General features: G+C 72.9%; 19 protein-coding genes and 2 pseudogenes. 9 read left to right on the top strand and 12 right to left on the bottom strand.

The features are described from left to right. Window positions 1-168 precede the first annotated feature (168 nt). Window positions 169-382 (top strand): annotated as a pseudogene (locus D6270_RS32810) (hypothetical protein); the annotation flags it as partial. Between the two features lie 273 nt (window positions 383-655). Here the strand turns inward: D6270_RS32810 and D6270_RS05800 are convergent. After that, window positions 656-1,405: pseudogene (locus tag D6270_RS05800) on the bottom strand (alpha/beta hydrolase); the annotation flags it as partial. 334 nt (window positions 1,406-1,739) lie between these two features. Here D6270_RS05800 and D6270_RS05795 point away from each other — a divergent pair. Beyond that, complete coding sequence (locus D6270_RS05795) at window positions 1,740-2,858, top strand: S1 family peptidase (protein ID WP_204117152.1); 1,119 nt, start codon at window positions 1,740-1,742, stop codon at window positions 2,856-2,858. A 66-nt stretch (window positions 2,859-2,924) separates the two neighbouring features. Here D6270_RS05795 and D6270_RS05790 read toward each other — a convergent pair whose 3' ends face one another. Further along, a complete protein-coding gene (locus D6270_RS05790) occupies window positions 2,925-3,422 on the bottom strand; it encodes a phospholipase (protein WP_204117228.1) in 498 nt (165 codons plus the stop codon). 216 nt (window positions 3,423-3,638) lie between these two features. Continuing rightward, complete coding sequence (locus D6270_RS05785; protein WP_109166424.1) at window positions 3,639-4,703, bottom strand: DUF3533 domain-containing protein; 1,065 nt, start codon at window positions 4,701-4,703, stop codon at window positions 3,639-3,641. A 209-nt stretch (window positions 4,704-4,912) separates the two neighbouring features. On the opposite strand from D6270_RS05785, the gene D6270_RS05780 reads away from it, so the two are divergent. The 3 genes from D6270_RS05780 (at window position 4,913) to D6270_RS05770 (ending at window position 10,566) form a co-directional block, all read left to right on the top strand. Continuing rightward, complete coding sequence (locus tag D6270_RS05780) at window positions 4,913-8,419, top strand: DNA polymerase III subunit alpha (RefSeq protein ID WP_109166425.1); 3,507 nt, start codon at window positions 4,913-4,915, stop codon at window positions 8,417-8,419. Further along, window positions 8,416-9,495 (top strand): DNA polymerase Y family protein, encoded by a 1,080-nt coding sequence (locus tag D6270_RS05775; RefSeq protein WP_237492467.1) that lies wholly within the window; start codon window positions 8,416-8,418, stop codon window positions 9,493-9,495. The genes D6270_RS05780 and D6270_RS05775 overlap by 4 nt, the downstream gene beginning before the upstream one ends. Window positions 9,496-9,672: 177 nt before the next feature. Next, window positions 9,673-10,566, top strand: a complete 894-nt coding sequence (locus tag D6270_RS05770) for an esterase/lipase family protein (RefSeq protein WP_109166427.1) — start codon at window positions 9,673-9,675, stop codon at window positions 10,564-10,566. Window positions 10,567-10,652: 86 nt separating this feature from the next. Here D6270_RS05770 and D6270_RS05765 read toward each other — a convergent pair whose 3' ends face one another. Both D6270_RS05765 and D6270_RS05760 read right to left on the bottom strand, forming a co-directional pair. Further along, the gene (locus D6270_RS05765) at window positions 10,653-11,702 is read right to left on the bottom strand and encodes a lytic polysaccharide monooxygenase auxiliary activity family 9 protein (protein WP_109166428.1); all 1,050 of its coding nucleotides are present in this window, start codon (window positions 11,700-11,702) and stop codon (window positions 10,653-10,655) included. 304 nt (window positions 11,703-12,006) lie between these two features. Then, window positions 12,007-13,101, bottom strand: coding sequence for a lytic polysaccharide monooxygenase (locus D6270_RS05760; protein WP_109166429.1), 1,095 nt, complete (start codon window positions 13,099-13,101; stop codon window positions 12,007-12,009). A 424-nt stretch (window positions 13,102-13,525) separates the two neighbouring features. On the opposite strand from D6270_RS05760, the gene D6270_RS05755 reads away from it, so the two are divergent. Continuing rightward, window positions 13,526-15,007, top strand: coding sequence for a trifunctional class I SAM-dependent methyltransferase/NUDIX hydrolase/VOC family protein (locus tag D6270_RS05755; RefSeq protein ID WP_109166430.1), 1,482 nt, complete (start codon window positions 13,526-13,528; stop codon window positions 15,005-15,007). Window positions 15,008-15,030: 23 nt separating this feature from the next. Here D6270_RS05755 and D6270_RS05750 read toward each other — a convergent pair whose 3' ends face one another. Both D6270_RS05750 and D6270_RS05745 read right to left on the bottom strand, forming a co-directional pair. Continuing rightward, on the bottom strand, window positions 15,031-15,543 hold the full coding sequence (locus D6270_RS05750; protein ID WP_109166431.1) for a ribonuclease FAU-1 family protein: 513 nt from the start codon (window positions 15,541-15,543) through the stop codon (window positions 15,031-15,033). Then, window positions 15,524-16,444, bottom strand: a complete 921-nt coding sequence (locus tag D6270_RS05745) for a GNAT family N-acetyltransferase (protein ID WP_109166432.1) — start codon at window positions 16,442-16,444, stop codon at window positions 15,524-15,526. The genes D6270_RS05750 and D6270_RS05745 overlap by 20 nt, the downstream gene beginning before the upstream one ends. A 97-nt stretch (window positions 16,445-16,541) precedes the next feature. Here D6270_RS05745 and D6270_RS05740 point away from each other — a divergent pair, with 97 nt between their 5' ends. Continuing rightward, window positions 16,542-16,916, top strand: a complete 375-nt coding sequence (locus D6270_RS05740; RefSeq protein WP_093685873.1) for a GntR family transcriptional regulator — start codon at window positions 16,542-16,544, stop codon at window positions 16,914-16,916. A 251-nt stretch (window positions 16,917-17,167) separates the two neighbouring features. Here D6270_RS05740 and D6270_RS05735 read toward each other — a convergent pair whose 3' ends face one another. Then, entirely contained in the window at window positions 17,168-18,262 is a 1,095-nt protein-coding gene (locus tag D6270_RS05735) for a DUF5925 domain-containing protein (protein ID WP_109167574.1), read from the bottom strand. Between the two features lie 257 nt (window positions 18,263-18,519). Between D6270_RS05735 and D6270_RS05730 the strand changes: the two genes are divergently transcribed. Both D6270_RS05730 and D6270_RS05725 read left to right on the top strand, forming a co-directional pair. Continuing rightward, complete coding sequence (locus D6270_RS05730; protein WP_109166433.1) at window positions 18,520-19,329, top strand: SGNH/GDSL hydrolase family protein; 810 nt, start codon at window positions 18,520-18,522, stop codon at window positions 19,327-19,329. 241 nt (window positions 19,330-19,570) lie between these two features. Beyond that, the gene (locus tag D6270_RS05725) at window positions 19,571-19,834 is read left to right on the top strand and encodes a hypothetical protein (RefSeq protein ID WP_026242095.1); all 264 of its coding nucleotides are present in this window, start codon (window positions 19,571-19,573) and stop codon (window positions 19,832-19,834) included. Window positions 19,835-19,913: 79 nt separating this feature from the next. Here D6270_RS05725 and D6270_RS05720 read toward each other — a convergent pair whose 3' ends face one another. The 4 genes from D6270_RS05720 to hmgA all read right to left on the bottom strand — a co-directional run bounded on the left by D6270_RS05720 (window position 19,914) and on the right by hmgA (window position 24,816). Beyond that, window positions 19,914-21,110, bottom strand: a complete 1,197-nt coding sequence (locus D6270_RS05720) for a CaiB/BaiF CoA transferase family protein (protein WP_109166434.1) — start codon at window positions 21,108-21,110, stop codon at window positions 19,914-19,916. A 68-nt stretch (window positions 21,111-21,178) separates the two neighbouring features. Further along, window positions 21,179-22,477, bottom strand: a complete 1,299-nt coding sequence (locus tag D6270_RS05715) for a type ISP restriction/modification enzyme (RefSeq protein WP_109166435.1) — start codon at window positions 22,475-22,477, stop codon at window positions 21,179-21,181. A gap of 70 nt (window positions 22,478-22,547) precedes the next feature. Then, window positions 22,548-23,321 (bottom strand): GntR family transcriptional regulator, encoded by a 774-nt coding sequence (locus tag D6270_RS05710; protein WP_109166436.1) that lies wholly within the window; start codon window positions 23,319-23,321, stop codon window positions 22,548-22,550. Between the two features lie 175 nt (window positions 23,322-23,496). Continuing rightward, a complete protein-coding gene (hmgA, locus tag D6270_RS05705; protein WP_109166438.1) occupies window positions 23,497-24,816 on the bottom strand; it encodes a homogentisate 1,2-dioxygenase in 1,320 nt (439 codons plus the stop codon). Window positions 24,817-24,944: the final 128 nt, after the last annotated feature.

Genomic DNA, 24,944 nt, shown 5'->3' with positions numbered 1-24,944 from the left:
CGGCGCACGGGTTCCCCGGCCCGCGCACCGGACACGCCCGGAGCTGTCCGTGCCCACGAGCCCCCGTCCGGAACCGCGGACGGGGGCTCCCGCGCGCCCCCGGCTCCTGAGAGGACGTCACCACGACCGGTCGCACGGGAAGCGCCGACAGCAGGGGGTACCCGCTCCGTGAATCGCATCGGGATCACCGGTCACCGCGCCATCCCCGCCGGCCGCCCGGGCCCATGTGCTCGCCGGACTGCGGGCCGCCCTGTGCGGACTCGACGGCGCCACCGAGGCGCTCTCCAGCCTGGCGGTCGGCGCGGACCACCTCTTCGCCGGCCTCGCCCTCGACTGCGGTGCCGAGCTGACCGCGGTCAGCCCCAGCGGCGACTACGAGGCGGCCCAGCTGCGGAGCGAGCTGCTGGGCGAACTGGCCCGGCGACTCGGCGAGGAGCATCCGCTGACCCAGGTCGCCCGGGACGAGCGGCGCTTCCGTCGGGAGCTGGAACCGCTGGCGGTGTGAGGGCGGGCGGGGTTTCCGGCGGGTGCTTCCGGCGCGAGCCGGAACGCCGACGGGGTGAGAGCGGCCGGGGCCGTCGAGGCGGCCCCGGCCGGGCCGGCCGGGGCGTGGCGGTGGCCGGCCCGGCGCCGAGGCGGCCCGGTGCGGCCCGGGTCACCCCGGAGCCGTGGCGGGCAGCGGCTCGCCCGGGGGCTCCCGCTCGTCCAGCAGCCAGTTGAGGATGCGGGGGAGCGCGTCGAAGTGCGCCGCCGCCGGTTCCAGTACGGCGGTGGCGCCCGGGATCTGCCCGGCGAGCCAGCGGGAGCGGCCCACCGGCGAGAACACGTCCTTCACCCTGTGCCAGAGCAGCACCCGGCCGTTGATGTGGGCCGGATCGGACCCCAGGGGCTGCGGAACGCGATCGCGTCATCGATCCAGCCGTACGCCGAAGTGCGCAGCCCCTCCCTGTAGTTGCGCAGCAGCATGGATCGGATCCCCGCGTCGTTGACCACCATCCGGTCGGAGTCGGTCAGCTCCCGGCGCAGATCGGCCAGGAGCCCGGACCGGGGTCTGCCGGATCTGCGCCGAGCGGACGATGAAGGACTCCGCGAGGGAGTCCGGGTCGGCGGCGGCCGTGGAGTACGCGAGCACGTTGGACGCGGCCATCCCGTCGAACCAGTCGAGACCGGCCGCGCCCCAGGGTGCCAGGGTGACCGGAGCGGCGGTACGGGTGACCCGCTCGGGCAGCAGCGCCGCGCAGGCCAGTGCGGGCGGGGCCCCGCCGGAGCGGCCCACGACGGCGAACCGCTCCAGCCCCGGCGAGTCGGCGATCGCCCGGACGCCCTCCACCCCATCGCTGACCCGGCGTCCCCCCTGCCGGTCGCTGCCGCCGTACCCCGGACGGCCGTAGGTGATCAGTTGCGTACGGCTACCGGCGCGCCGTCCGCCGGTCCTCCGGAGGCAGGAACTGTGAAGGTCCCGAGACGCTTGTGGCGGACGATTTCCGTCTCGATCCGGACGGGTGCGTACAACATGCGGACGGTCAGGGGTGAATACCGGACAGGACTAGTCCTCACCCAGGGGCCGCCGACGGTTGCACCGGGTGTTCGCGAACGGAACCGACATGGCATGACCACGGGTAAGTGAACATCGCGCGGGCGAAGCGTCACTGTCGTGTGCACGTCCGGAAGTCGACCTTGTGTGCCCCTGACGCCCTCGGAATAGTGGGCGCCCCATCCTCCGTGTACGGGCACCCCACATGTTCCGTGCACGGCCCCACAGGAGGTCGAAGTTGAAGCATCGACGCATATCCAGGAAGCGCACGATGGTGGCCGGATCGGCCGCGGCCGCCCTGGTCGTAGCGGGTTTCACGTTCCAGAGTGCGAACGCCAGTGACGACGTGCCCCAGTTCACGGCCAAGACGCTCAACGCGGAGGCGGCCGGAAAGCTCGCCACCACCCTCGACCGGGACCTGGGCGCGGACGCGGCCGGCTCGTACTACGACAGCAGGACGAAGGCCCTCGTCGTGAACGTCGTCGACGAGGCCGCCGCCGAGCAGGTCCGCCAGGCGGGCGGCAAGGCCAGGGTCGTGGAGAACTCCCTCGCCGAGCTGAAGTCCGCCCGGCAGACCCTCACCGACAAGGCGACGATCCCGGGCACCTCCTGGGCCGTCGACCCGGTGAGCAACAAGGTGCTCGTCACCGCCGACCGCACGGTCGACGGCGCGGCCTGGAAGAAGCTCTCGGCCGTGGTCGAGGGTCTCGGCGGCAAGGCCGAACTGAACAAGACCGAGGGCGAGTTCAAGCCGCTGATCGCGGGCGGCGACGCGATCTGGGGCTCCGGCTCCCGCTGCTCGCTCGGCTTCAACGTGGTCAAGGACGGCGAGCCGTACTTCCTGACCGCCGGCCACTGCACCGAGTCGGTCACCAGCTGGTCGGACACCCAGGGCGGCTCGGAGATCGGGACCAACGAGGGCTCCAGCTTCCCGGAGAACGACTACGGCCTGGTCAAGTACACCTCGGACATCGCGCACCCGAGCGAGGTCAACCTCTACGACGGCTCCACCCAGGCGATCACCCAGGCGGGCGAGGCGACGGTCGGCCAGCAGGTCACCCGCAGCGGCTCCACCACCCAGGTGCACGACGGTGAGGTCACCGCGCTGGACGCCACGGTCAACTACGGCAACGGCGACATCGTCAACGGCCTCATCCAGACGACGGTCTGCGCCGAACCGGGCGACAGCGGCGGCGCCCTCTTCGCGGGCGACACCGCGCTCGGCCTGACCTCGGGCGGCAGTGGCGACTGCTCCTCGGGCGGCACGACGTTCTTCCAGCCGGTCCCTGAGGCGCTCGCCGCCTACGGCGCCGAGATCGGCTGACGCGACACCGCACGGCAGTGAGGAGAGGCCCCCGGCGCGCGCCGGGGGCCTCTCCTCCGGTGATGGTCAGGCGGCCTGCGCCAGGCTGCCGGAGTCCGTCCTGGCCGGGGCGATGCCGAAGATGTTCACGGCCTGGTAATACGTCCAGGCGGTGCTGTTGCACGAGTTCCGCTTCGCTCCGGAGTAGGCGGCGCACACGCGCTTGAGGTCCTCGTGGAAGGCGGAGTCGATGCGGGCCTTGTTGGCGGAGAACGTGCCGGCGGCCTTGTAGTTGCGGTAGCCGAAGTCGTGGCGGGCGCAGGCGGTCTGGAAGGGGAAGCCGAAGGGGTTGTCGGGGGAGCTGCTGCAGTAGTCCGTCGACCAGTCGAAGCCGTAAGCGGACCAGGCGCCCCGGTTGTTGCGGGCCGCGTTCCAGGAGTTGTAGCTGGAGGCGCTCGTCTGGGTCCAGGAGCTGAGCACCTGGGGCTTGTCGGCGGGGGCGGCCGAGGCGGAGGGGGCGGTGATCAGGGCGAGCGGGAGGGACAGGGCGGCTGCGGCGAGCGGAGCCATGAATCGACGACGCATGAGCGACCTCCGTGGGGGTGGGAAGGAGTTGACCTGGCCGTGCTCCTCGTCGGGTGGTACGAGGCCGCTCCAGGATGTCGTCATGCACCTGTCATGCCTAGCCGTTGCGCCGACCTGTCATCAGGAATTGGGGTGGACGTCGGACGGGGCCGCCACCAGGGCGGCCCCACGGATGGATCATCGCGGAGGAACGGGGCGAAGGGGAGGGGGCCGGTTTCAGACCGCCGTCGACCCGCCGGAGCCCGGTGCCGGGGTGGCGGCCGTGGCGGTGGTGCCCGCCGCATCGCCTTCCGCCCGGTGCCGCATCGACAGCAGCAGGGTCAGCGCCGTACCCGCGACCGCCCAGGCGGAGAGCACCAGCAGCGGGCCGGTGGCCGCGTTGCCCCGGAAGTAGGCGATCGAACGGGCCACCCAGGTGCCCGCGCCCGGCGGGAGGGCCGGGCCGATCGCCCGCCAGAAGTCCGGGAGCATCGGGAGCGGGAAGGCGCCGCCCGCGCTCGGGTTGCCCGCGATGACGATGATCAGGACGGCCAGTCCGATACCGACGATGCCGGTGAGGGCCTCCAGCGCGAGCGTGATCATGCCGACCGAGAAGACGACCAGTGCCCCGAGACCGGCCAGGCCCCAGACGCTGCCCGGCAGCGCGCCGAGGATCGGGCCGATGATGATCGCGCCGCCGATGCCGCCCGCGATCGCGTACGCCGCCATCACCATGGTCCGGATCAGCGCCCGCTGCCGGTTGGCGGGCTTGGTGCCGGCGCTGATCGCCAGGATCGAGGCGCAGAGGTAGCCGCCCACGCACCAGCCGACCACCAGGTAGAAGGATGACAGTCCGTCGAAGTCGTCGGCGGAGGCCGGTGCCACGTCCACGGTCCGTACGGTCCGCTGCTGGGGGCCCTCGACCTGGGTGAGAATCCGCTCCAGGGCGCTGGACAGGACGGTCCCGCCGCCGGAGGCCACCAGCAGGGTGTCGGTCCGGCCCTCCGGCGAGACGATCAGGGCGCCGTCGATGTCACGGTTCATGATCTGTTCGCGCGCCTCGGCCTCGCTGCCCACCGTGCGGGGGTCCAGCGGCCCGCCGGGAAGGCCGTCCAGCCGGCTGACGAGCTGCTGCGACATCTGCTGCGGGGCCACCACCCCGAAGGCCACATCCGTCGGCTTCGGCTTGTGCAGCGCGCCGACGTAGGAGGCGATGAACAGCAGCTGGAGTCCGAGTACGCCGATGACGAGCAGGGCGGCCCGTGGAGTGACGGCGTTCTTCACCTCGTCGACGAAAGTCATGCCCCCACCGTCCGGGTGGGACGGTGTTCATGCAGGCGGGGCGGGGCTGAATGGCGTAGGGGCGGGTGCGGTGCCGGTCGGGCGGGCGCGGTGCCGGTCGGTGATATGTCCCGCACACTGGATATCGTACGAATGTTCGAAGCTGGTCTATGGTGGAGAGCAGGGGGGTGGTGAGTGGCAGAACGGTCGGAACGGTCCAGGAGGTGCGCATGTCCGGTTTTACGCATCTCCATACCGCCTCCGGGTTCTCCCTGCGGTACGGGGCCTCGCACCCCGAGCGGCTCGCCCGGCGCGCCGCCGAGCGGGGGATGGACGCCCTCGCGCTGACCGACCGCGACACCCTCGCGGGGGCGGTCCGGTTCGCCAAGGCATGCCAGGAGGAGGGCGTCGAGGTCCGGCCGGTCTTCGGGGTGGACCTCGCGGTGGCCTCGTACGGCTCGTACGGGGGCGGGGCCGGCCGGGACGCCGCGCGCCCGCGCACCCCCGCGCGGGGCGGTGCCTTTGTCGATGAATCCGCACCCCGGGCCACCTTCCTCGCCCGGGACGGCGCACACGGCTGGGCCGAGCTGTGCCGTCTCGTGACCGCCGCCCACGCCCGGGGTGCCGGCTCCCGGCCGCTCGACGTCACCGGCCCGCCGCTGGCCGGGCGGGAAGCGCTGCCCGCCGACGGGCTGACCGTGCTGCTCGGGCCCGCCTCCGAGGTGGGCCGGGCGCTCGCCGCGGGCCGCCCCGACCGGGCCGCCGCACTGCTCGCGCCCTGGCGGGAGATGTACGGCGACGACCTGCGCCTCGAAGCCGTCGACCACGGCCGCCCGGGCCCCGGGGCCGGATCGCTGCGGCTGGCCGCCCGTACCCTCGGCTTCGCCGCCGACCAAGGCGTACGGGCCGTGCTGACCAACGCCGTCCGGTACGCCGACCCGGGGCAGGGCCCCCTCGCCGACGTCCTCGACTCCGCCCGCAGGCTCGTCCCCCTCGACCCGCGCCGCTCGCCCCTGGACAGCGGTGAGCGCTGGCTCAAGGGCGAGGACGCGATGCGGGAGGCCGCCGAGCGGATCGCCTCCGCCGCCGGTCTCGGGCAGGGCGCCGCAGCCCGGCTGCTGGCGGAGACCCGGCGCACCGCCGACGCCTGCCGGGTCGACCCCGCCGCCGACCTCGGCCTGAACGGCATCCACTTCCCCGAGCCCCACCTGGTCGGGGCCGGCCGGCGTACCGCCCAGCGGGTGCTGGCCTCCCGGGCCGCCGCCGGGATGGTGCTGCGCGGCCACGACCGCGAGCGCGCGTACTGGGACCGGATGCACGAGGAGCTGGACATCATCGCCCACCACGGCTTCGCCTCGTACTTCCTGACCGTGGCTCAGGTCGTGGACGACGTGAGGGAGATGGGTGTCCGGGTCACCGCACGCGGCTCCGGCGCCGGCTCCCTGGTCAACCACCTCCTCGGTATCGCCCACGCCGACCCGGTGGAGCACGGGCTGCTCATGGAGCGCTTCCTCTCCAAGCGCCGCTTCGTCCTGCCCGACATCGACATCGACGTCGAATCGGCCCGCCGCCTCGACGTCTACCGCCGGATCATCGAACGCTTCGGACCCGAACGCGTCGCCACCGTCGCCATGCCCGAGACCTACCGGGTCCGCCACGCGATCCGCGACGTCGGCGCCGCCCTCTCCATGGACCCGGCCGAGATCGACCGGCTCGCCAAGGCGTTCCCGCACATCCGGGCCCGCGATGCCCGCGCCGCGATGGAGGAGCTGCCCGAGCTGAAGGAGGTCGCGCGGAACCAGGACCGGTACGGGCGGCTCTGGGAGCTGGTGGAAGGGCTGGACGCACTGCCGCGCGGCGTCGCCATGCACCCGTGCGGGGTACTGCTCTCGGATGCCGGGCTGATGCGCCGGACGCCGGTGATGCCCACCAGTGGCGAGGGTTTCCCGATGTCCCAGTTCGACAAGGAGGACGTGGAGGACCTCGGGCTGCTCAAACTCGATGTGCTGGGCGTACGGATGCAGTCGGCGATGGCGCACGCCGTCGCCGAGGTGGAACGCGCCTCGGGCGCGGTGGTGGACCTGGACGCCGTACCGCCGGGCGACCCGGAGACGTACCGGCTGATCCGTACCTCCGAGACGCTGGGCTGCTTCCAGATCGAGTCGCCCGGCCAGCGCGATCTGGTCTCCAGGCTCCAGCCCGCCACCTTCCACGACCTGGTCGTCGACATCTCGCTGTTCCGGCCCGGGCCGGTCGCCGCCGACATGGTGCGGCCGTTCATCGAGGCCCGGCACGGCCGTGCGCCGGTCCGCTACCCCCACCGTGACCTGGAGAAAGCGCTGAGCGGCACCTACGGTGTGGTCGTCTTCCACGAGCAGATCATCGAGATCGTCGCCATCATGACCGGCTGCGGTCGCGGTGAGGCCGACCGGGTGCGGCGCGGACTCTCCCACCCCGAGTCGCAGGGGCTGATCAAGGTCTGGTTCGCCCGGCACGCGGCGGCCCGAGGGTACGACGCCGAGGTGATCGCCCGGACCTGGAAGATCATCGAGGCGTTCGGCAGCTACGGCTTCTGCAAGGCGCACGCCGTCGCGTTCGCCGTACCGACGTACCAGTCGGCCTGGCTCAAGGCGCACCACCCGGCCGCCTTCTACGCCGGGTTGCTCACCCACGACCCAGGGATGTACCCGAAGCGGCTGCTGCTCGCGGACGCGCGGCGGCGTGGCGTGCCGGTGCTGCCGCTGGATGTGAACCGGTCGGCGGTCGCCCATAGAATCGAACTGGTGTCTGATGGTGAGGGTGGGCGGGACGCCTGGGGGCTGCGGCTCGCACTCTCCGACGTCCACGGCATCAGCGAGGCCGAGGCCGCCCGGATCGAGGAGGGGCAGCCGTACACCTCGCTGCTGGACTTCTGGCAGCGGGCCCGGCCAGGCCGCCCGGTCGCCGAACGGCTCGCGCAGGTCGGCGCGTTGGACGCCTTCGGCGCCAACCGCCGCGATCTGCTGCTGCACCTCTCCGAGCTCCACCGCGCCCACCGGGGCTCCGGTCCGGGCGCCCGGGGCGGGCAGCTCCCGCTGGGGGACGGACACCGTACGGGCTCCGTCGGGCTGCCCGATCTCAACGAGGCGGAGCGGCTGAGCGCCGAGCTCGGGGTGCTGAGCATGGATGTCTCCCGCCATCTCATGGGGGATCACCAGGCCTTCCTGGACGAGCTGGGCGTGGTCTCCGCCAAGCGGCTGCGCGAGGCCCGGCACGGGGAGACCGTGCTGGTCGCGGGGGCCAAGGTGGCCACCCAGACGCCGCCGATGCGCTCCGGCCGCCGGGTCGTCTTCACCACCCTGGACGACGGCAGCGGCCTGGCCGACCTGGCGTTCTTCGAGGACAGCCACGCCGCCTGCGCGCACACCGTCTTCCACTCCTGGCTGCTGCTGGTACGCGGAGTGGTCCAGCGGCGCGGCGCGCGCAGCCTGAGCGTGGCGGGCGCGGCCGCCTGGAACCTCGCCGAACTGGCCGAACTGCGGCGCACCGGCGGACTCGACGCGGTGGCGGCGCGGCTGGCGGAGGAGGGGGAGGAGGGGCCGGAGAAGGGCGCGGACGAGGAGGCGCCCGGGCCCGGCCGTCGTATACGGATGGAGACCGGTTACGAGATGAACCCCTGGGCCGACCTCCAGCCACCCGGCGAAGGGACGCCCACCGGAAGGAAGTTGTGGCACCGGTCGCAGGGGAGCGCGGGATGACGGAAGAGCCGGGAGGAGTGCTGAGGGGGTGCGTGGTGGTGGAGGAGCCGGGAGGAGTTCCGGGGGAGCACGGGGTGGTGGAAGAGCCGACAGGCGTCCTGTACCTGCGGTTCCGCAGGAGCGCCGGCGGGCCGCCCGACAGCGCCGGCTACACCGGACTGCTCGCCCTGCTCGGCGCGTTCACCCCGCTCGTCGAGGCCGCGCCGCCCGACGGGGCGCTCGCCGATGTGGGCGGCGCGCTGCGCTACTTCGGGCGGGACGCGCAGGGCCTGGCCTCGGTGATCCGGGTCAGGGCGCTCGCCCTGCACGGCGTGGACTGCGCGATCGGCGCGGCGGCCAACCCCATGGTGGCCCGGATGGCGGCCCGGCGGGCGGCGCCCGGGACCACCTTCGTGGTGGGCCGGGGCGAGGAGGCGGCCTTCCTCGCACCGCTCCCGGCCGCGGCCCTGGACGGCGTCGGGGCCGCCACGGCGCGCACCCTGTGCGGTTACGGGCTGGACTCCGTCGGCCGGATCGCTGCCGCACCACTCGCCACGCTCCAGCGCGTCACCGGCGTACGGACCGGGCGTGAGCTGTGGGAACGGGCGCGGGGCATCGACCGGACCCGGGTCACCCCGAACGCGGCCGCCCGCTCGCTCGCCGCCGAACGCTCTTTCCCCCGCGACGAGTTGTCCCTTGAGCAGCACCGCCGCGCGCTCCTCTCGCTCACCGAGGAGCTGGGGGCGCGGCTGCGGGGCGAGGGGCAGGTGTGCCGGTCGCTGGCGGTCTCGGTGCGGTACGCGGACCGGACCGGTTACGCGACGCTGACCCGGAGCCGGACGCTGGGGGAGGCCACCGCGCACTCGGCCGCGCTGACCGGGCTCGCCTACCGGATCCACGAGTCCTTCGGGCTCCAGCGGGCCCGGGTGCGGGGGATCGCGCTGCGGGCGGAGGGGCTGGTCGACGCCGGCCGGGCCTCCCGCCAGCTGACCTTCGACCCGGCGGACGAGCGGTCGCGCCGGATCGAGGAGGTGGCGGACCGGCTGCGGGAGAGGTTCGGGCCCGGTGCGGTGAAGCCGGCCGGACTCGCGGCCTGAATGGCGCGGTCGACGCCTGTGCCCGGCCTACGGTGAGTCCGCGCCATTTTTTACCGACGCGTAACTTCCCACCCAACCTTACTCGTGCGTAATTTGGCATGAGCACACAAAGCTTGTGGTCCGGGCCACAGGGCGCACCGCCATCGCACCTCCCTTGAGCCGCAAGGAGACCACACGATGCTGCCCTGGTTCCGTGCTGCGCGCGTTCCCCGCACGCGCAGCGTCTTCGCCGCCTTCCTCCTGGCCGTGACCCTGCTGGTCGCCCCCACGGCGACCGCGACCGCGGCTGCCCCCACCGCTGCGGCGGCCACTTCCCGTGGCTGGAACGACTACTCCTGCAAGCCCTCCGCCGCCCATCCCCGCCCCGTCGTCCTGGTCCACGGAACCTTCGGGAACTCGATCGACAACTGGCTGGTCCTCGCCCCCTACCTGGTCAACCGGGGCTACTGCGTCTTCTCCCTCGACTACGGCCAGCTCCCCGGCGTGCCGTTCTTCCACGGCCTCGGCCCCATCGACAAGTCCGCCGAACAACTCGACGCGTTCGTCGACAAGGTGCTCGCCTCCACCGGAGCGCCCAAGGCCGACATCGTCGGCCACTCCCAGGGCGGCATGATGCCGAACTACTACCTGAAGTTCCTGGGCGGCGGCCCCAAGGTCAACGCCCTCATCGGCCTCGCCCCGGACAACCACGGCACCACGCTGCTCGGCCTCACCAAGCTGCTGCCGTACTTCCCCGGCGTCGAGAAGTTCATCAGCGACAGGACCCCCGGTCTCGCCGACCAGGTCGCCGGATCCCCCTTCATCACCAAGCTCACCGCGGGCGGCGACACCGTACCCGGCGTCCGCTACACGGTCATCGCCACCAAGTACGACCAGGTGGTGACCCCGTACCGCACGCAGTACCTGGACGGACCGAACGTACGCAACGTCCTGCTCCAGGACCTGTGCCCGCTGAGCCTCTCCGAGCACGTGGCGATCGGGACCGTCGACCGGATCGCCTTCCACGAGGTGGCCAACGCCCTGGACCCGGCGCGCGCGACCCCGACCACCTGCTCCTCGGTGATCGTCTGACGCACGACGTGCAACGGGGCTGAGGCCGCTGTCCGGTGGGGCGGACAGCGGCCTCAGCCCGGGTGCCATGGCCGACCACGCGTGGGTCAGCGGCCGTGACGACCGCCGGAGGCGGTGGCCCGGCGACGCTGCGAGGAGAACAGCACGGCCGCACCGACGGCGAGCGCGGCGGCCCCGCCCATGGCGAGATAGGTGCTGCTGCTCGAACCACCGGTCTCGGCGAGCACGTCGTCCTGCCCGGCGGCGTCGGCCCGCGGCGCGTTACCCTCGGCGGCGCTCTTGGGCTCGGTCTCGGCGACCGGAGCGGCGGTGTTGACCTTCGCGCCGGTGTTCGCGTCGTCGTCACCGTGCCCGTTGTGCTCCACGGAGGACTTCTCGGCGCCTTCGGTGATGGCGTCCTCGGAGGGAGCGGAGGGGGCGGGCGCGGGAGCACTTTCCTGAGGCTTGGGCGCCTCACCAACAGGCTTCTCCTCCTGGCCGCCCCCACCGGCACCGCCCGCCCCGCCGCCGAAGACCACGTCGGAGCAGGCGTAGAACGCCTCGGGGGAGTCGGAGCGCTGCCACACCGTGTAGATCAGCTGCCGCCCCGCCGCCTCCGGAATGGTCCCGTCGAACACGTACGAACCGTCCACCAGCGCCGGGTCGGTGGCCTGGGCGAAGGGCTTCGCCTCCAGATCCGACCAGGCCAGCGGCTTCGTCGGGTCGTAGCCCGGCTTGGTCAGGTACAGCTCGAAGGAGCCCTTGTGCGGGGCGGTGGCCCGGAACGTGAAGGTGTGCTTGCCCGCCTTCACGGGGGAGGCCGGCCAGTCGGCGCGCGGCAGGTCGAGACCCTTGAACTTGTCGTTGGCCGCACTGCACAGCTTGCCGTCCGGGATCAACTGCTGGTGCTTGCCCGCCGCGTTGGCGATGTTCACCCCGTTCCAGTCGTACAGAGCCTGCGTCCCGCCCGCCGCGACCGCCGCCTTGCACGCCGCCGACACCGGACTCTCCGGCCCCTCCGCGAAGCACGCCGACACCCGGCTCACCGGGTCGGTCAGCGAACCGTGGGCGACCGCCGGAGTGGCGGTGATTCCGGCCAGCGCGAACGGTGCGAAGCCGAGGGCGACGACCCCGGCGGCCTTACGACGAGCGGTCATGGAGGGTTCTCCTTCACAGCGGCACAACGGTGGGGCGCCGGGCCCTGAATCCGTCCCGGCGATCAGCAAGCTAGCCGCTCGGAAGGGCCAAAAACCCTGCTCGGACGGGGTGGAGGGGATCCTTATGGCCGCTTTAAGGAGGGGTTAGGCAGGGGCTCAGGAAGGGGGCGCCGAGGAGAGGGGCGGGTCGGGGAGATCCATCGGGACCGCTCCTGAGCGCCCGCCTCTTGGCCGTTTCCCGGTCCGCCACGCATGGAGCGCCGGCCCCCAGCGGTGCAGGGGCCGGCACTCCACGTGCCGGAGGCTACGGAGCGACGCAGCCGATCGAGCCGACCGGGAAGTTGTTGCCGGTCGATGTCGCGGTGAAGCCGAAGGTGACGCTGCCGTCGGGTGCGATGGTGCGGTTGTGGTCGACGTTCCTGACCGTGAGTGTGCCGTCGGAGCCCGTGGTCAAGGAGCCGTTCCAGGCGCTGTTGACCTTGGTGCCCGGGCCGGGCTTCCACTGCACGGCCCAGCCGTCACGCGCCCTCGTGTCGTGGTTCATGACCTCGACGGAGCCCTGGAAGCCGCCGTTCCAGGAGTTGGTCACGCTGTAGACGGCCATGCACCCCGTGTGCGGGTCGGTGGGCGTGGGGCTCGGGGGCGGGGTCGGGGTGGGCGTCGGGTTCGGGGTGCCGTTCGCGCCACGGATGCCGGTGACCTCGCCGTTGCCGCCGTCGAAGACGATGTCGGAGCAGGAGAAGAAGTTCTCCTGGCTGTCCGAGCGCACCCACTGGATGAACATCACCGCGTTGCCCGAACGGCCCGAGGGCAGGCCGAGGTTCCAGTAGTAGTGGCCGTCGTCCGTGCCGGGCCCGCCGGACTGCGGCGGGTCGGTGACGGTCCCGATCAGTTCCAGATCACCCCATCCCAGCGCGGTGCCGGGTGAGTAGCCGGGCTTGGACAGGTACACCCGGAAGGAGCCCGGATGCGCCGCCCAGTTGCTGTGCTTGACCCGGATCGTACTGCCGGACGTCAGGTGCGTACGGGGCCAGTCGGAGCGGGGGGCGTTGTAGCCGGTGAAGTTGTACGGCGACCGGTCGCCGGCGCTGCACAGCTTCCCGTCCGGGACGTAGCCCGGCCCCCGCCCGCCCGCGTTGGAGTCGAGCACGGCGAACCAGTTGTACAGGGCGTTCGCGCCGCTCTCGGCGAGTGCGGCCTTGCACGCCGGGTTCGTCGGGTCCAGGGCGCCGGTGCCCGTCCTGGCATCGAGCATGCAGAGATAGGTGCGCGATCCCGGTGTCATCGTGACGCCGTGGGCCTGCGCGTCGTTCTGGCCCATTAACGTCAGGCCGATTCCGCCGAGGAGGGTCGCGAGCACCGCCACCAGTGAGGTGAACAGCTTCTTCCGTCGGGCCATGAGGTCTCCTGTGCCTGTGTGGGGATGGTCTTCCGGCCGTGTCTCCCGCCGCCCGGGGCCCGGCGTCGGCCCGAACAGCGTCAGGCCGGCGTCGGCAGGGGTGATGAGGGGGCGGTGCACGGCACGGGGCGCGGTGACGCTCGCATGCGGAGCCTTTCTGCGGGGACGACCGGAGGGGCGGCCACGGAAGGGATGCGCCCGGCGCGCGGATCTGGGAGCGCTCCCATCCGGTGGTACTTACGGACTGTAAGAGCGTTGCCGTGACCCTGACAACCCATCGTGCGTGATGCGTCACTCGGATCGGTCTGAAGCTGGGAGCGCTCCCATCCGTCCGGCGGCTCACCGTGGGCGGAACCGGAGCCTCCGGCCGCCTCCTGCCAACGGGGGATCCGGGGCTGTCAGTGGTGGCTGGGAGTATCGACGCATGACGACGATCGACTGGGACGCGGCGGCCGGATCCTTCGACGAGGAGCCCGACCACGGGCTTTACGACCCGGCGGTGCGCGACGCGTGGGCCGGGCGGCTGGAGAGCTGGCTGCCCGCCACCCGCAGTGACGTGCTGGACCTGGGATGCGGTACGGGGAGCCTCTCGCTGCTCGCCGCCGGCCAGGGCCACCGGGTCACCGCCGTCGACCGCTCGCCCGGGATGGCCGAGCTGGCCCGGGCCAAGCTCGCCGGGACCGGCGCCGAGGTCCTGGTCGGGGACGCGTGCCTGCCGCCGGTGGGGGAGCGGGTGTTCGATGTGATCCTCGCCCGGCACGTCGTCTGGCTGCTGCCCGATCCGGCGGCCGCCCTGCACCACTGGTTCGGGCTGCTGAAGCCGGGCGGGCGGCTGGTCCTGGTCGAAGGGGTCTGGGGCGGCGTCGGCCTCCCCGCAGCCCGGATCACCGCCCTGCTCGCCCCGCACACCGAGCGCGTCCACCACGAGGACCTGGCCGGTGACGCGCGACTGTGGGGCAAGGAGGTCGACGACGAGCGGTACGCGCTGGTGGCCCGCGCCGAGCCGCCCCACCGCCACACCGAGGTCGTCGACGTCCATCTCATCCTGCGCCGGGGCCCGGACGTCCTGCTCGCCCGCCGAGCCGGCACGGGGTACGCGGACGGGCTGCTGCACATGCCTTCCGGTCATGCGGAGGACGGGGAGGACGTCCGCGAGGCGATGATCCGGGAGGCCGCGGAGGAGATCGGTGTCGCCCTGGATCCGGACGAGGTGCGGGTCGCGCTAGTGATGCAGCACCGGGGACCCGGCGGCGGGGCGCGGATGGGCTGGTTCTTCGTAGCGGAGTACGACGCGGACCACCCGCCGCGCAACGCGGAGCCGGAGAAGTGCTCCGAGTTGGACTGGTTCCCGCTCGACGCCCTGCCCGACGACATGGTCGCGTACTGCCGTGCGGGCCTCGACGGTTACCGGGCGGGTGAGCACTTCATGATCCACTGGCACGAGGACGGCGACCCGGTCGCCCACCGGCCGGACGGCCCTCGCCGGGCCGTGGCGCTGCCACCCGCCGCCGAGCGGACCGGCCGGGTGCACCACATCGAGTTGTGGGTGCCCGACCTCGCGGGTGCGGAGCGCCGGTGGGGATGGCTGCTGACCCGGCTCGGCCACCTCCCGTACCAGAGCTGGGCGGACGGCCGCAGCTGGCGGCGCGGTGAGAGTTACGTGGTCGTGGAGCAGTCCCCCGATCCGTCCGCCGACCATCACGACCGCCGCCGCCCCGGCCTCGACCACCTGGCGTTCCACGTCGCGGACCGGGCCACGCTGGACGCCCTGACGGCCGAGGCACCCGCGTACGGCTGGCGGCTGCTCCACCCCGACCGTCACGCGTACGCCGGGGGTGAGGGCCACTGCGCCGCCCGTCTGGAGGACGAGGCGGAGCTGGTCGTGGGGTCCGTGCCTCGCCCCTGAAGGCCGCCAAGGGGGAAGGGCGGTCAGGCCAGCAGGGCCGTCAGCCCCTCCGCCCGGGCCAGTTCCTCCAGCTCGTCCAGGGCCCGGGCCGCCGCACCCGCCGCCCCGGGATCGCGTGCGGACAGGCCGCTCGCCTCGAACTCGTCCTCGTCCAGCCGGAGTACGGAGGTGCCGTCCGCCGACACCCACAGGTCCAGGTCCAGATCCTCGACCGCCAGCACCCCGTCGGCCAGGACCGCCGGCCGGGTGATGTCGCAGTACCAGCCCTTCAGCTGGCCGCCGGCGGTGCGGACCTCCTTCACCGCGAACCACCGGTCCCGCCAGTAGTGCTCGGTGAAGACATCACCCGGCTCGAACCGGACGAAGCCGAAGTCCCGCACCCCGGGGGCGGCCCATGGCGCGCGGACGGTGACGCGGGTGCCGTCGTCGCGGACCAGCTCCGCCGGATACCTGATCTTGGTGCGGCCCGCCTTGGTCAGGGCGACGACCACCCCTTCGGACCGTGGGGCCCGTGATTCAGCCGAGAGTGCGGGCATGGCGGATCTCCGTAGCGCAGATGGCGTAGCCGAACCCCTTGTTGATGGCCAGCATCGGGCCGTTGTCCGTGTCGTTGGCGGTGTAGGCGTCCGTGCAGCCGGCCGCCCGCGCCCGGTGCAGCGAGTCGTTCTTCGCCAGCTTGGCCAGACCCCGTCCCCGGAAGGCCCGCAGGGTGCCGGTCATGTGGGTGGAGTACGTTCCGCTCCCGTCGGTGCCCGCCGCGCTGAACGCCGCCACCTGACCGTCCACCAGGACCACCGTGGTGAGCGCGGCGTCGAAGGTCGGGTGGCGCCAGGTGTTCGTCAGCCAGTCCTCGTAGTCGTCCAGCTCGGTGGGGATGTCGGTGGGCTCGTCGGCTGTCACCTCGGCGTCCGCCGTGAAGAGCGGCCGGGGATCGTCGGCGAAGTCGGCTCCCGACCTCAGCTCCACACCCGCCGGGACCTCCTGGAGCGGGGGCAGGGCGTCGCCCGCCAGGTCCAGGTGCTGGAAGTGGGCGGAGCGGCCCGGCCGGTAGCCCCGGGCACGGGCGAACCCCAGGCTCTCCGGTGTGTCGAGCACCCAGGCGTGCACGACCGTGGCCCCGGCCTGCGCCAGATGTTCCTCCGCCGTGCTCAGCAGCAGCGAACCCGCCCCGCGGCCGGTGTGGCCGGGCAGGACGTGCGGGGTGCAGGAGCCCTGACCCGGCTCCGTGCTCTCGTGGGCGATACCGGCCTGCGCGGTCCCGATGATCTCGCCGTCCCGTTCGGCCACCAGCAGCCGGTAGTGCCGGTCCGGATGGGCGTGGGCCAGATCGTGGGTCACCTGCTCGGGCGTGGACAGCAGGTGGGGGAGCGCCGCTCGCCGGACGCGGGTCCACGCCTCCGCATCGGACGGCCGGAACTCGCGCACAATCACAGTCATGCGGCGGAGGTTACGCGCGGCCCCGCCGCGACCGCCTCCCCTTTTTCCCGCCGTGGGCGCGCCCGTGGGGGACAATCGGCCGGTGACTGAGAAGCCCGTGACTGAGAAGATCGTCCTGGATCCGGACTCCGGCATCGCCCCGTACGAGCAACTGCGCACCCAGCTCTCCGAGTTGGCCCGTTCCGGTGTGCTCCCGGTCGGCCACCGGCTCCCGACCGTACGCGGCTACGCCGAGGAGCTGGGTCTTGCCGCCAACACCGTGGCCAAGGCCTACCGCGCCCTGGAGGCCGACGGGGTGATCGAGACCCGGGGCCGCAACGGGACCTTCGTCGCGGCCGCCGGGGGAGCGGCCGAGCAGAAGGCGGCCGCAGCCGCGCAGAGTTACGCGGAGGCCGCCCAGCGGCTCGGGCTGCCCCGGGACCGGGCGCTGTCGCTCGCCCAGGACGCGGTCCGGGCGGCGTACGCGCGCTGAGCTGACCCGCGCTTTCACGCGCCCCGCCCCCTCACGCGCCGCGTGCCCCGGGCCCGCCCCACGCGCCGCGCCTTCCTCATGCGCCGTGTGCCCCGAGCCCGCGCCCCACACGCCCCCGCGCCCGAGGGCGCTCCCGTACCGGCTGCGGACCCCGCACCGACGCGGGCCCCGAGCGCACTCCCGTACGGCGCGGATCCGGACCGGGCGAGCGCCGGTGCCAACCGCAGATCCCGCACCCGCCCCCGTACCGCCTACAGATACAGCCCAGCGTCCGCCCCCGCGTCCTGCTTCGGCACCGACGCGGGGCCGATGCCCCGGCGCAGGGCGTACAGCTCCGCGAGTGAGCTGCCCTCCCGGCTCACGCCCTCCTCCGTGCCCAGCCACGCCACCGACTCCTGGCGGGTCAGCGGGCCCACCTCGATCCGGGCCAGGCAGCGCCCCGGCCGGACGACCGCCGGATGCAGCCGCTCCAGATCCTCGTTGGTGGTGACCCCCACCAGCACGTTGCGGCCCTGGCCGAGCAGACCGTCCGTCAGGTTCAGCAGCCGGGACAGCGCCTGGCCCGCCGTGTGCTTGGCCTCGCCCCGGATCAGCTCGTCGCAGTCCTCCAGGAGCAGCAGCCGCCACCGGCCCTTCGCCGTGCCGTCGTCCTCGCCGATCGCGATGTCCATCAGATAGCCGACGTCGTTGAAGAGCCGCTCCGGGTCCAGCACGCAGTCGACCTGGCACCAGTCGCGCCAGGAGCGGGCCAGGGTGCGCAGCGCGGACGTCTTGCCGGTGCCGGGCGGCCCGTGGAGCAGGAGGAGCCTCCCCGCGATGTCGTCCGGGGTGACCTTCATCAGCCGGTCCATGGCATCGGCCACGGGTGCGGTGTAGTTGGGGCGCACCTCGTCCCAGCTGCCGGCGCTGATCTGCCGGGTGGTGCGGTACGGACCGCGGCGCGGGGAGACGTACCAGAAGCCCATGGTCACGTTGTCTGGCTGGGGCTCCGGCTCGTCCTGGGCACCGTCGGTCGCCTGCCCGAGGACCCTCTCCGCCAGCTCGGGGCTGGTCGCCGTGACCGTGACGTCCGCGCCCCGGTTCCACCGCGAGACCAGCAGGGTCCAGCCGTCGCCCTCGGCCAGCGTGGCGCTGCGGTCGTCGTCACGGGCGGCCCGCAGCACCGAGGCCTGCGGGGGCAACAGGGTCGCCGCGGCCTTGACCCGGTCGAGGGAGGAGCTGTGGGAGTAAGGCTGCTCGCCCGTCGCGAAGCGGCCGAGGAAGAGCGCGTCGACGATGTCGGAGGGGGAGTCGCTGTCGTCGACGGTGAGCCGGATCGGCAGAGCGGACTCGGGGTTGGCAGACATGGCGCCCATGATCCGGCACGGGGCCACCCCACGCACCCAGGTTTCACCGGCCCGGCATCCCCGTCCCCTGCCGACGCGCCGTCACCGTACCCACGCCGGAGGTGACGCCACGGCACCGGCGCGTCAAGGCGCGTCCGTTGAACTCCTGGGGGCGGGCGGAAGCACTCGCCAGTTATTTTTGGCATGAACACTTCCAGCGAGCCGGGTGCGCTGCTACTACGGAGTAACGCAGTTACCCCTGCTCAAGGAGTCCCCCCATGAAAATGTCCAGACTCGTGGCGTTCTCGTCCTCGCTCCTGCTCGGTGCCGCCCTCGCCCTGACCGGTGCGGGGATCGCGAACGCCGACTCCTCCGCCCAGGCCGTCGACTACGTCGCCCTCGGCGACTCGTACTCCTCCGGGGTCGGGGCCGGCAGCTACGAGAGCTCCAGCGGCGACTGCAAGCGCAGCACCCGCGCCTTCCCCCGGCTCTGGGCCAACGCCAACTCCCCCGCCAGCTTCGCCTTCACCGCCTGCTCGGGCGCCAGGACCAATGACGTCACGAGCAGTCAGCTCGGGCCGCTCAACGCCTCCACCGACCTCGTCTCGATCTCCATCGGCGGCAATGACGCGGGCTTCGCCGACGTCATGACGACCTGTGTCCTCCAGTCCGAGGCCACCTGCCTCAACCGCATCGCCACCGCCCGCGCCTACGTCGACTCGACCCTGCCCGCCCGGCTCGACTCCGTGTACTCCGCCATCAAGGCCAAGGCCCCCTCCGCCCGGGTCGTCGTCCTCGGCTACCCCCGCTTCTACCAGCTCAGCGGCGGCTGCGTGGCCGGCCTCAGCGAGAAGGAGCGCTCCGCCATCAACGGCGCCTCCGACCATCTCAACGCCGCCACCGCCAAGCGCGCCGCCGACCACGGCTTCACCTTCGGTGACGTCAGGACGACCTTCGCCGGGCACGAGATCTGCTCCAGCAACTCGTGGTTGCACAGCGTGAACTGGCTCAACATCGGTGAGTCCTACCACCCCACCGCCGCCGGACAGTCGGGTGGGTATCTGCCGGTCTTCAAGTCGGCGGCCTGACAGGCTAGTTGAAAAGAGAACCAGCTTGCTGAGCGGGAGGCCCCGGCAGCCGGGGCCTCCCGCTCCGTCGAACAGGCCATCCGAAGTGTCCGAAGTCGCCCTGGAATCGGGCGGATTCGGCAACTGGTCGTCAACCTCCGTATAGGTGTGCTGGTCCCGCAGGCGGGATACCCGTGTGTCACCGTGGGGCGATAGGGTTAACCTGCCCGGACCGGGTGCCCTCGTACGGGTGGGGAGTGACATGGAACAGATAACGGTGCGGAGCAGGCCGCGAGTGCCTGCCATCACATGCGGAAGCGGTGCGACCAGTACGCGCCTCGACCGCCATCTCGCGGTGCTCGGCGGCCCTGTCGTCCCGCAGCGCGAGTCGGCGGAGGCGACGCTGCTGATGCGCGAGCTGACCTCGCGTGATGCCGCGCACACCCGCCGGAGCAGGAGCGCCCGTGTGTCGCTCTTCGCGCCGCTGCGGCGACTGCGGCGCTCGCTCTTCGGCAGCCGCCACTGACCGGCGCCGCCTCGATCACCGGGCCGGCCCACCGCTCGGGGCGGCCCACCTCCTGAGGCCTCCTGCCGCAGGGGGTGGCTCAGGCGATCACTCCGTCCCGGCGCAGCACCGATGCCTGTTCGTCCGTCATCCCCAGGGCTCGCAGCAGCGCATCGGTGTGTTCACCCAGCGCCGGAACGGCACCCATCCGAGGTTCCGGGCCGCCCGGCAGCGTGATCGGCGGCAGCAGCGCCCGCAACGGCCCGACCGGTGACTCCACTTCCCGCCACCGGTCCCGCGCCGTCAGCTGCGGGTGCGCCGCCAGGTCGGTCACCGTGTTCAGCCGGGCGCAGGCGATCCCCGCCGTCTCCAGCGCGTCCAGCGCCTCCCGACCCGTCAGCCGCGCCAGCGCCCGCCCCACCACCTCATCGGTCCGCTTCCGGTTCGCCGTGCGCGCGGTGTTCGTCGCGAACTCCGGATCGTCGGCCAACTCCGGCCGTACGAGCACCTGCTCGGCCAGCCGCCGCCACTCCCGGTCGTTCTGCACGGAGAGCAGCACCTGCTCGCCGTCGGCCGTGCCGTAGGCGTCGTACGGCGCGATCACCGAGTGCGCGAGCCCCGTACGCGGCGGGGGCGGGGCCCCGTGCATCCCCTGGTGCAGCGGGTGCCCCATCCACTCGGCCAGCGCGTCCAGCATGGCGACCTCCACCGGCCCGCCCCGCCCGGTCGTAGCTCGCCGGACCAGCGCCGCCAGCACCCCGGAGAACGCGTACATGGCCGCCGCGATGTCCGCCGCCGGAATGCCCGCCTTCACCGGCTGATCCGCGGTGCCGGTGACGGAGACCAGGCCCGCCTCGCACTGCACGAGCATGTCGTAGGCCCGCTTGTGCGCGTACGGTCCGCTCTCCCCGTAGCCGGAGATGTCCACGGCCACCAGCCTCGGGTGCGCCGCACAGAGCGTGGCGGCGTCCAGCCCGAGCCGGGCCGCCGCGCCCTGGGCCAGATTCTGTACGAACACATCCGCCCCGGCCACGAGTTCACGCACCACCGCCAGCCCGCGCGGGTCCTTCAGGTCGACCGCCAGGGACTCCTTGCCCCGGTTGCACCAGACGAAGTGCGAGGCGAGACCGCGCGCCGCCGTGTCGTAGCCGCGCGCGAAATCGCCGCCGTCCGGGCGCTCCACCTTGATGACCCTGGCCCCGAGATCGGCGAGCTGACGGGTGGCGAAGGGGGCGGCGACGGCCTGTTCGACGGCCACCACGGTGATGCCGTCGAGGGGGAGTGGCGAGGTATTCATGGCCCCGTGCTTACCCTGTGACCGGCGCGTCTGCCACTCCCGCCCCTCACCGCACGCCCCCGGGAAGCTCAGAGCAGCGCGAACTGCCCCTCCGGCCCCTCCTCCTGGTGGCCCAGCACCGAGGCGGGCCGCCGTGCGGACGCCGGGACCGGCACGACCCCGGCCGCCCGCAGCTCCTCCCGGGAGATCAGGGGCACCTCGGCCCGCTCCAGCCGGGCCCGCAGCGCCGCCTGCCGGGGCCGCAGACCGTCCAGGAGCGTCAGCACGGAGATGAGCTCCAGCAGCTCCGAGGTCCACTCCGGGGTCCACCCGCGCGCCCCGACCGCGTCCAGCCCGTCGGCGTCCGCGCCCTCGGGAACCGCGCCCACAGCTGCCGCCGCCCGGCGCTCGAACCACAGCTCCAGCACCCGTACGCCGCTCACCGTGAACTCCCATGCCCCCGCCTCCACCGGCGAGATCCGGCCGTCGCCGATCACCAGGGCCCCGGCCTCCGCGTCGTACGCGATCCCGGTGGGCCGGACCGGGAGCGCCGCCCGGACGTAGGGCCTGCGCCCGCCCGGCAGCCGGGGCCGCTCCCCGCCCCGGGCGCCCCGCAGCTGCACCCGCGTCAGCTCCCGGCCCAGCTCCACCCCGGCCGCCCACACCTCGGCGTCGGCGGGCAGCGGGACCCGGCAGCCGGACGGGGCGGGCAGGGCGGCGGCCACGATCCAGGCCAGCACGGACTCGGGCCGCACCTCCGGCCCCAGCTGCGTACGCAGGACGTCCAGCAGGCCGGGTGCCAGGTTGGGTTCGGTGGCGTCGGGCCGCCGGTACAGCGGCCGGATCCGGCCCGGGCGGCCGGCGGGGGAGTGCCCGTCGGGGAGCAGATGGGTCACCGACAGGGCGGGCCCGGCGGTCTGGGGGACGTAACCGTGTTCGACCGCGAAGAGCTGCCGCTCGTCGCCGACCCGCCACAGCTCCGGGCGGGCCGCGTCGATCAGCCGGTGGTCGGGGAGCAGCCACTGCTCGTCGAACGGGCCGTGCAGGATGCGTACGGGGTCAGGGCAGGCGCCCGGTTTACGGGCGAAGCGGCCGGTGCCCGTGGTGGTCCCGGCGCCGCTCCCGCCGGTGGACCGGCCGGGCAGCGCGGCGGCCGGGGTGTGCGGCGTACGGGAGCGGCTCGGGCGGAACAGCCGCTCCTGCTCGGTGCCTTCGGCGGCGGCCAGGCGCTCCCAGCGAGCCCGGAGGGCGGCGGGATCGGGGCCGCTCACCCAGGAGCGGCCGGTTCTCAGGGGGCGCACCGACCACGGCATCAGCTCGTCCAGCTCCACGGCCGTGGTGTCCTCGCCCGATCCGGCCGCCGCCGTCGCCGTCCTGCGCGCTGCCACCGAGCCGTCCTCCCGTGTCCGCCGTGACCCTTCGCATCGTAACGGCGGGCGGTCCTCGCGTGGGGCCGGGTCAGTGGGCCTCCACCGTCACGGAGAACGAGAAGCGGTCGCCCCGGTAGCGGATGCGGGCCACATCCACCACGCGCCCCTCCTCGTCGTACGTCACGCCCGTGTAGTGCAGGATCGGGCTGAGCAGCGGGACCTGGAGCAGCTCTGCGGTGACCGGGTCGGCGAGCCGGGCCTCCACCGTGTCGGTGATCCGGGAGATGCGCACCCCGACGACATCCCGCAGGACCTTGGTCATCGGCCAGCGTTCGAGGTCGGCCACATCGATCCGGGCGGCGATGTCGGGGCGCACCGCGTTCTCCGCCCAGTTGGTCGGCTCGCCGCTCTCGCCGTCGCGGCGCAGCCGCCGGTAGCTGACGACCTCGTCGCAGTCCGGGAAGAACTCGGCGAGGTCGCCCGGCACCGCCACCGCCCCATGGCCGAGAACCGTCGTCGCCTCCCCGGACTGCTGCGCCACGATCGCGTCGACCGAGCCGAGCAGCCGGACCGGGGAGACCCGCCGGGCGCGCGGCTCTATGAACGTGCCGCGCCGCCGGTGCCGGCTGATCAGCCCCTCCGTCTCCAGCTCCTTGAGCGCCTGGCGCATGGTGAGCACGCTGACCCCGTAGTGGGCGGCGAGCTGCTCCTCGGTGGGCAGCCGGAGGGAGGCGTCCTGCGGGCGGCCGAGTATGGAGGCCCGCAGCGACTGGGAGACCTGGTACCAGAGCGGCAGCTTCCGGTTGAGGACGAGCGAGTCGGGTGCGAAGGCGGCCGGGTGCGCCCGGCCGACGGGGGTCACCCCGGCCTCCGCGTCCCCGGGCAGTGCCCGGTTCACCCCGGCCCCCGCCAGGGACTCCGCGTCGCCGCGCGCCCCCGCCCCGGCAGCCCGCGCCCCGGTCGTCGTCTCATGGCTCTCCGTCACGTCGTCGTCCCCGTCCCGTCCCTCCGGGCCCCTCCGGCCGCCTGGCCCGTCTCTACGGCCGGAAGTTGCGGCTCAGACCCTGCCACACGTCGTCGTAACCGCGCTGCAGATGGTCGGCCCCGGCCGCCTGCGGGGTCGCGATGACCGGCCAGCGCGTCTCGAACATGAAGGCCAGGCCGTCCTCGATCTTCTGCGGCTTCAGCTCCGCGGCGCTCGCCCGGTCGAAGGTCTCCCGGTCCGGTCCGTGGGCGGACATCATGTTGTGCAGCGAGCCGCCCCCGGGGACGAAGCCGTCCGCCTTCGCGTCGTACGCGCCGTCGATCAGCCCCATGTACTCGCTCATCACGTTCCGGTGGAAGTACGGCGGCCGGAAGGTGTCCTCGCCGACCAGCCAGCGCGGCGCGAAGACGACGAAGTCGACACCGGCCAGGCCGGGGGTGTCGGACGGCGAGGTCAGCACCGTGAAGATCGAGGGGTCGGGGTGGTCGTAGCTGATCGACCCGATGACGTTGAAGCGGCGCAGATCGTAGACGTACGGGGCGTGGGTGCCGTACCAGGCGACCACGTCGAGGGGGGAGTGGTCGTACGTCGCCGACCAGAGGTTCCCGCAGAACTTGTTGACCACCTCCACCGGCCGGTCCTCGTCCTCGTACGCCGCGACCGGGGCCAGGAAGTCCCGTGCGTGCGCGAGCCCGTTGGCGCCGATCGGCCCCAGGTCAGGGAGGGCGAACGGGCGGCCGTAGTTCTCGCATACGTACCCGCGAGCGGTCCCGTCCAGCAGCTCCACCCGGAAGCGGACACCGCGCGGGATCAGCGCGACATGGCCCGGTTCGGCGCGCAGCAGGCCCAGTTCGGTGCGGAGCAGCAGCCCACCGCGCTCCGGGACGATCAGCAGCTCGCCGTCGGAGTCGCTGAACACCCGGTCGGTCATGGAGGAGTTGGCGTGGTAGAGGTGCACCGCCATGCCGGTGCGCTGGGTGGCGTCGCCGTTGCCGCCGAGGGTCCACAGCCCGCCGACGAAGTCCGTGCCGGGTGCGGGGTCGGGGAGCGGGTTCCAGCGGAGCCGGTTCGGGTCCGGCACGGACTCGGTGAAGGGGGCCGTGCGCAGAGTGCCGTTGTCGGTCCGGGTGAAGGCCGGGTGGGCGGCGGAGGGGCGGATCCGGTAGAGCCAGGAGCGGCGGTTGTCGGCGCGGGGCTCGGTGAACGCGGAGCCGCTCAGCTGCTCGGCGTAGAGCCCGAGGGGGGCGCGCTGGGGTGAGTTGCGGCCGTGCGGCAGCGCCCCCGCGACCGCCTCCGAGCTGTGCTCGTTGCCGAAACCGGAGGAGTACGTCAGCCCCTCCGCCGTCTTCCTCGCCTGGTTGATGCCGCTCATCCCGCACTCCCGGTGACCGTGAAGCCCTTGGATCCGCCGGACAACGAATCCTATGGGACACCGTAGGAATAGGAGGCGGGCGCGTCAACGGCCTGGATCACGCCATTCGGGGTGTCGGACGGCGCCCG

It is taken from the genome of Streptomyces griseus subsp. griseus (assembly GCF_003610995.1).
GTDB lineage: Bacteria > Actinomycetota > Actinomycetes > Streptomycetales > Streptomycetaceae > Streptomyces.
Note: the sequence above shows the minus strand (reverse complement) of the source record. Positions and strands in the feature narration are given on the sequence as shown.

Excerpts from the sequence above, each read along its gene's own strand:
- D6270_RS05795 (WP_204117152.1), top strand. The coding sequence starts at position 1,740 with ATGTTCCGTGCACGGCCCCACAGGAGGTCGAAGTTGAAGCATCGACGC.
- D6270_RS05790 (WP_204117228.1), bottom strand. The coding sequence starts at position 3,422 with ATGCGTCGTCGATTCATGGCTCCGCTCGCCGCAGCCGCCCTGTCCCTC.
- D6270_RS05785 (WP_109166424.1), bottom strand. The coding sequence starts at position 4,703 with ATGACTTTCGTCGACGAGGTGAAGAACGCCGTCACTCCACGGGCCGCC.
- D6270_RS05780 (WP_109166425.1), top strand. The coding sequence starts at position 4,913 with ATGTCCGGTTTTACGCATCTCCATACCGCCTCCGGGTTCTCCCTGCGG.
- D6270_RS05775 (WP_237492467.1), top strand. The coding sequence starts at position 8,416 with ATGACGGAAGAGCCGGGAGGAGTGCTGAGGGGGTGCGTGGTGGTGGAG.
- D6270_RS05770 (WP_109166427.1), top strand. The coding sequence starts at position 9,673 with ATGCTGCCCTGGTTCCGTGCTGCGCGCGTTCCCCGCACGCGCAGCGTC.
- D6270_RS05765 (WP_109166428.1), bottom strand. The coding sequence starts at position 11,702 with ATGACCGCTCGTCGTAAGGCCGCCGGGGTCGTCGCCCTCGGCTTCGCA.
- D6270_RS05760 (WP_109166429.1), bottom strand. The coding sequence starts at position 13,101 with ATGGCCCGACGGAAGAAGCTGTTCACCTCACTGGTGGCGGTGCTCGCG.
- D6270_RS05755 (WP_109166430.1), top strand. The coding sequence starts at position 13,526 with ATGACGACGATCGACTGGGACGCGGCGGCCGGATCCTTCGACGAGGAG.
- D6270_RS05750 (WP_109166431.1), bottom strand. The coding sequence starts at position 15,543 with ATGCCCGCACTCTCGGCTGAATCACGGGCCCCACGGTCCGAAGGGGTG.
- D6270_RS05745 (WP_109166432.1), bottom strand. The coding sequence starts at position 16,444 with ATGACTGTGATTGTGCGCGAGTTCCGGCCGTCCGATGCGGAGGCGTGG.
- D6270_RS05735 (WP_109167574.1), bottom strand. The coding sequence starts at position 18,262 with ATGTCTGCCAACCCCGAGTCCGCTCTGCCGATCCGGCTCACCGTCGAC.
- D6270_RS05730 (WP_109166433.1), top strand. The coding sequence starts at position 18,520 with ATGAAAATGTCCAGACTCGTGGCGTTCTCGTCCTCGCTCCTGCTCGGT.
- D6270_RS05725 (WP_026242095.1), top strand. The coding sequence starts at position 19,571 with ATGGAACAGATAACGGTGCGGAGCAGGCCGCGAGTGCCTGCCATCACA.
- D6270_RS05720 (WP_109166434.1), bottom strand. The coding sequence starts at position 21,110 with ATGAATACCTCGCCACTCCCCCTCGACGGCATCACCGTGGTGGCCGTC.
- hmgA (WP_109166438.1), bottom strand. The coding sequence starts at position 24,816 with ATGAGCGGCATCAACCAGGCGAGGAAGACGGCGGAGGGGCTGACGTAC.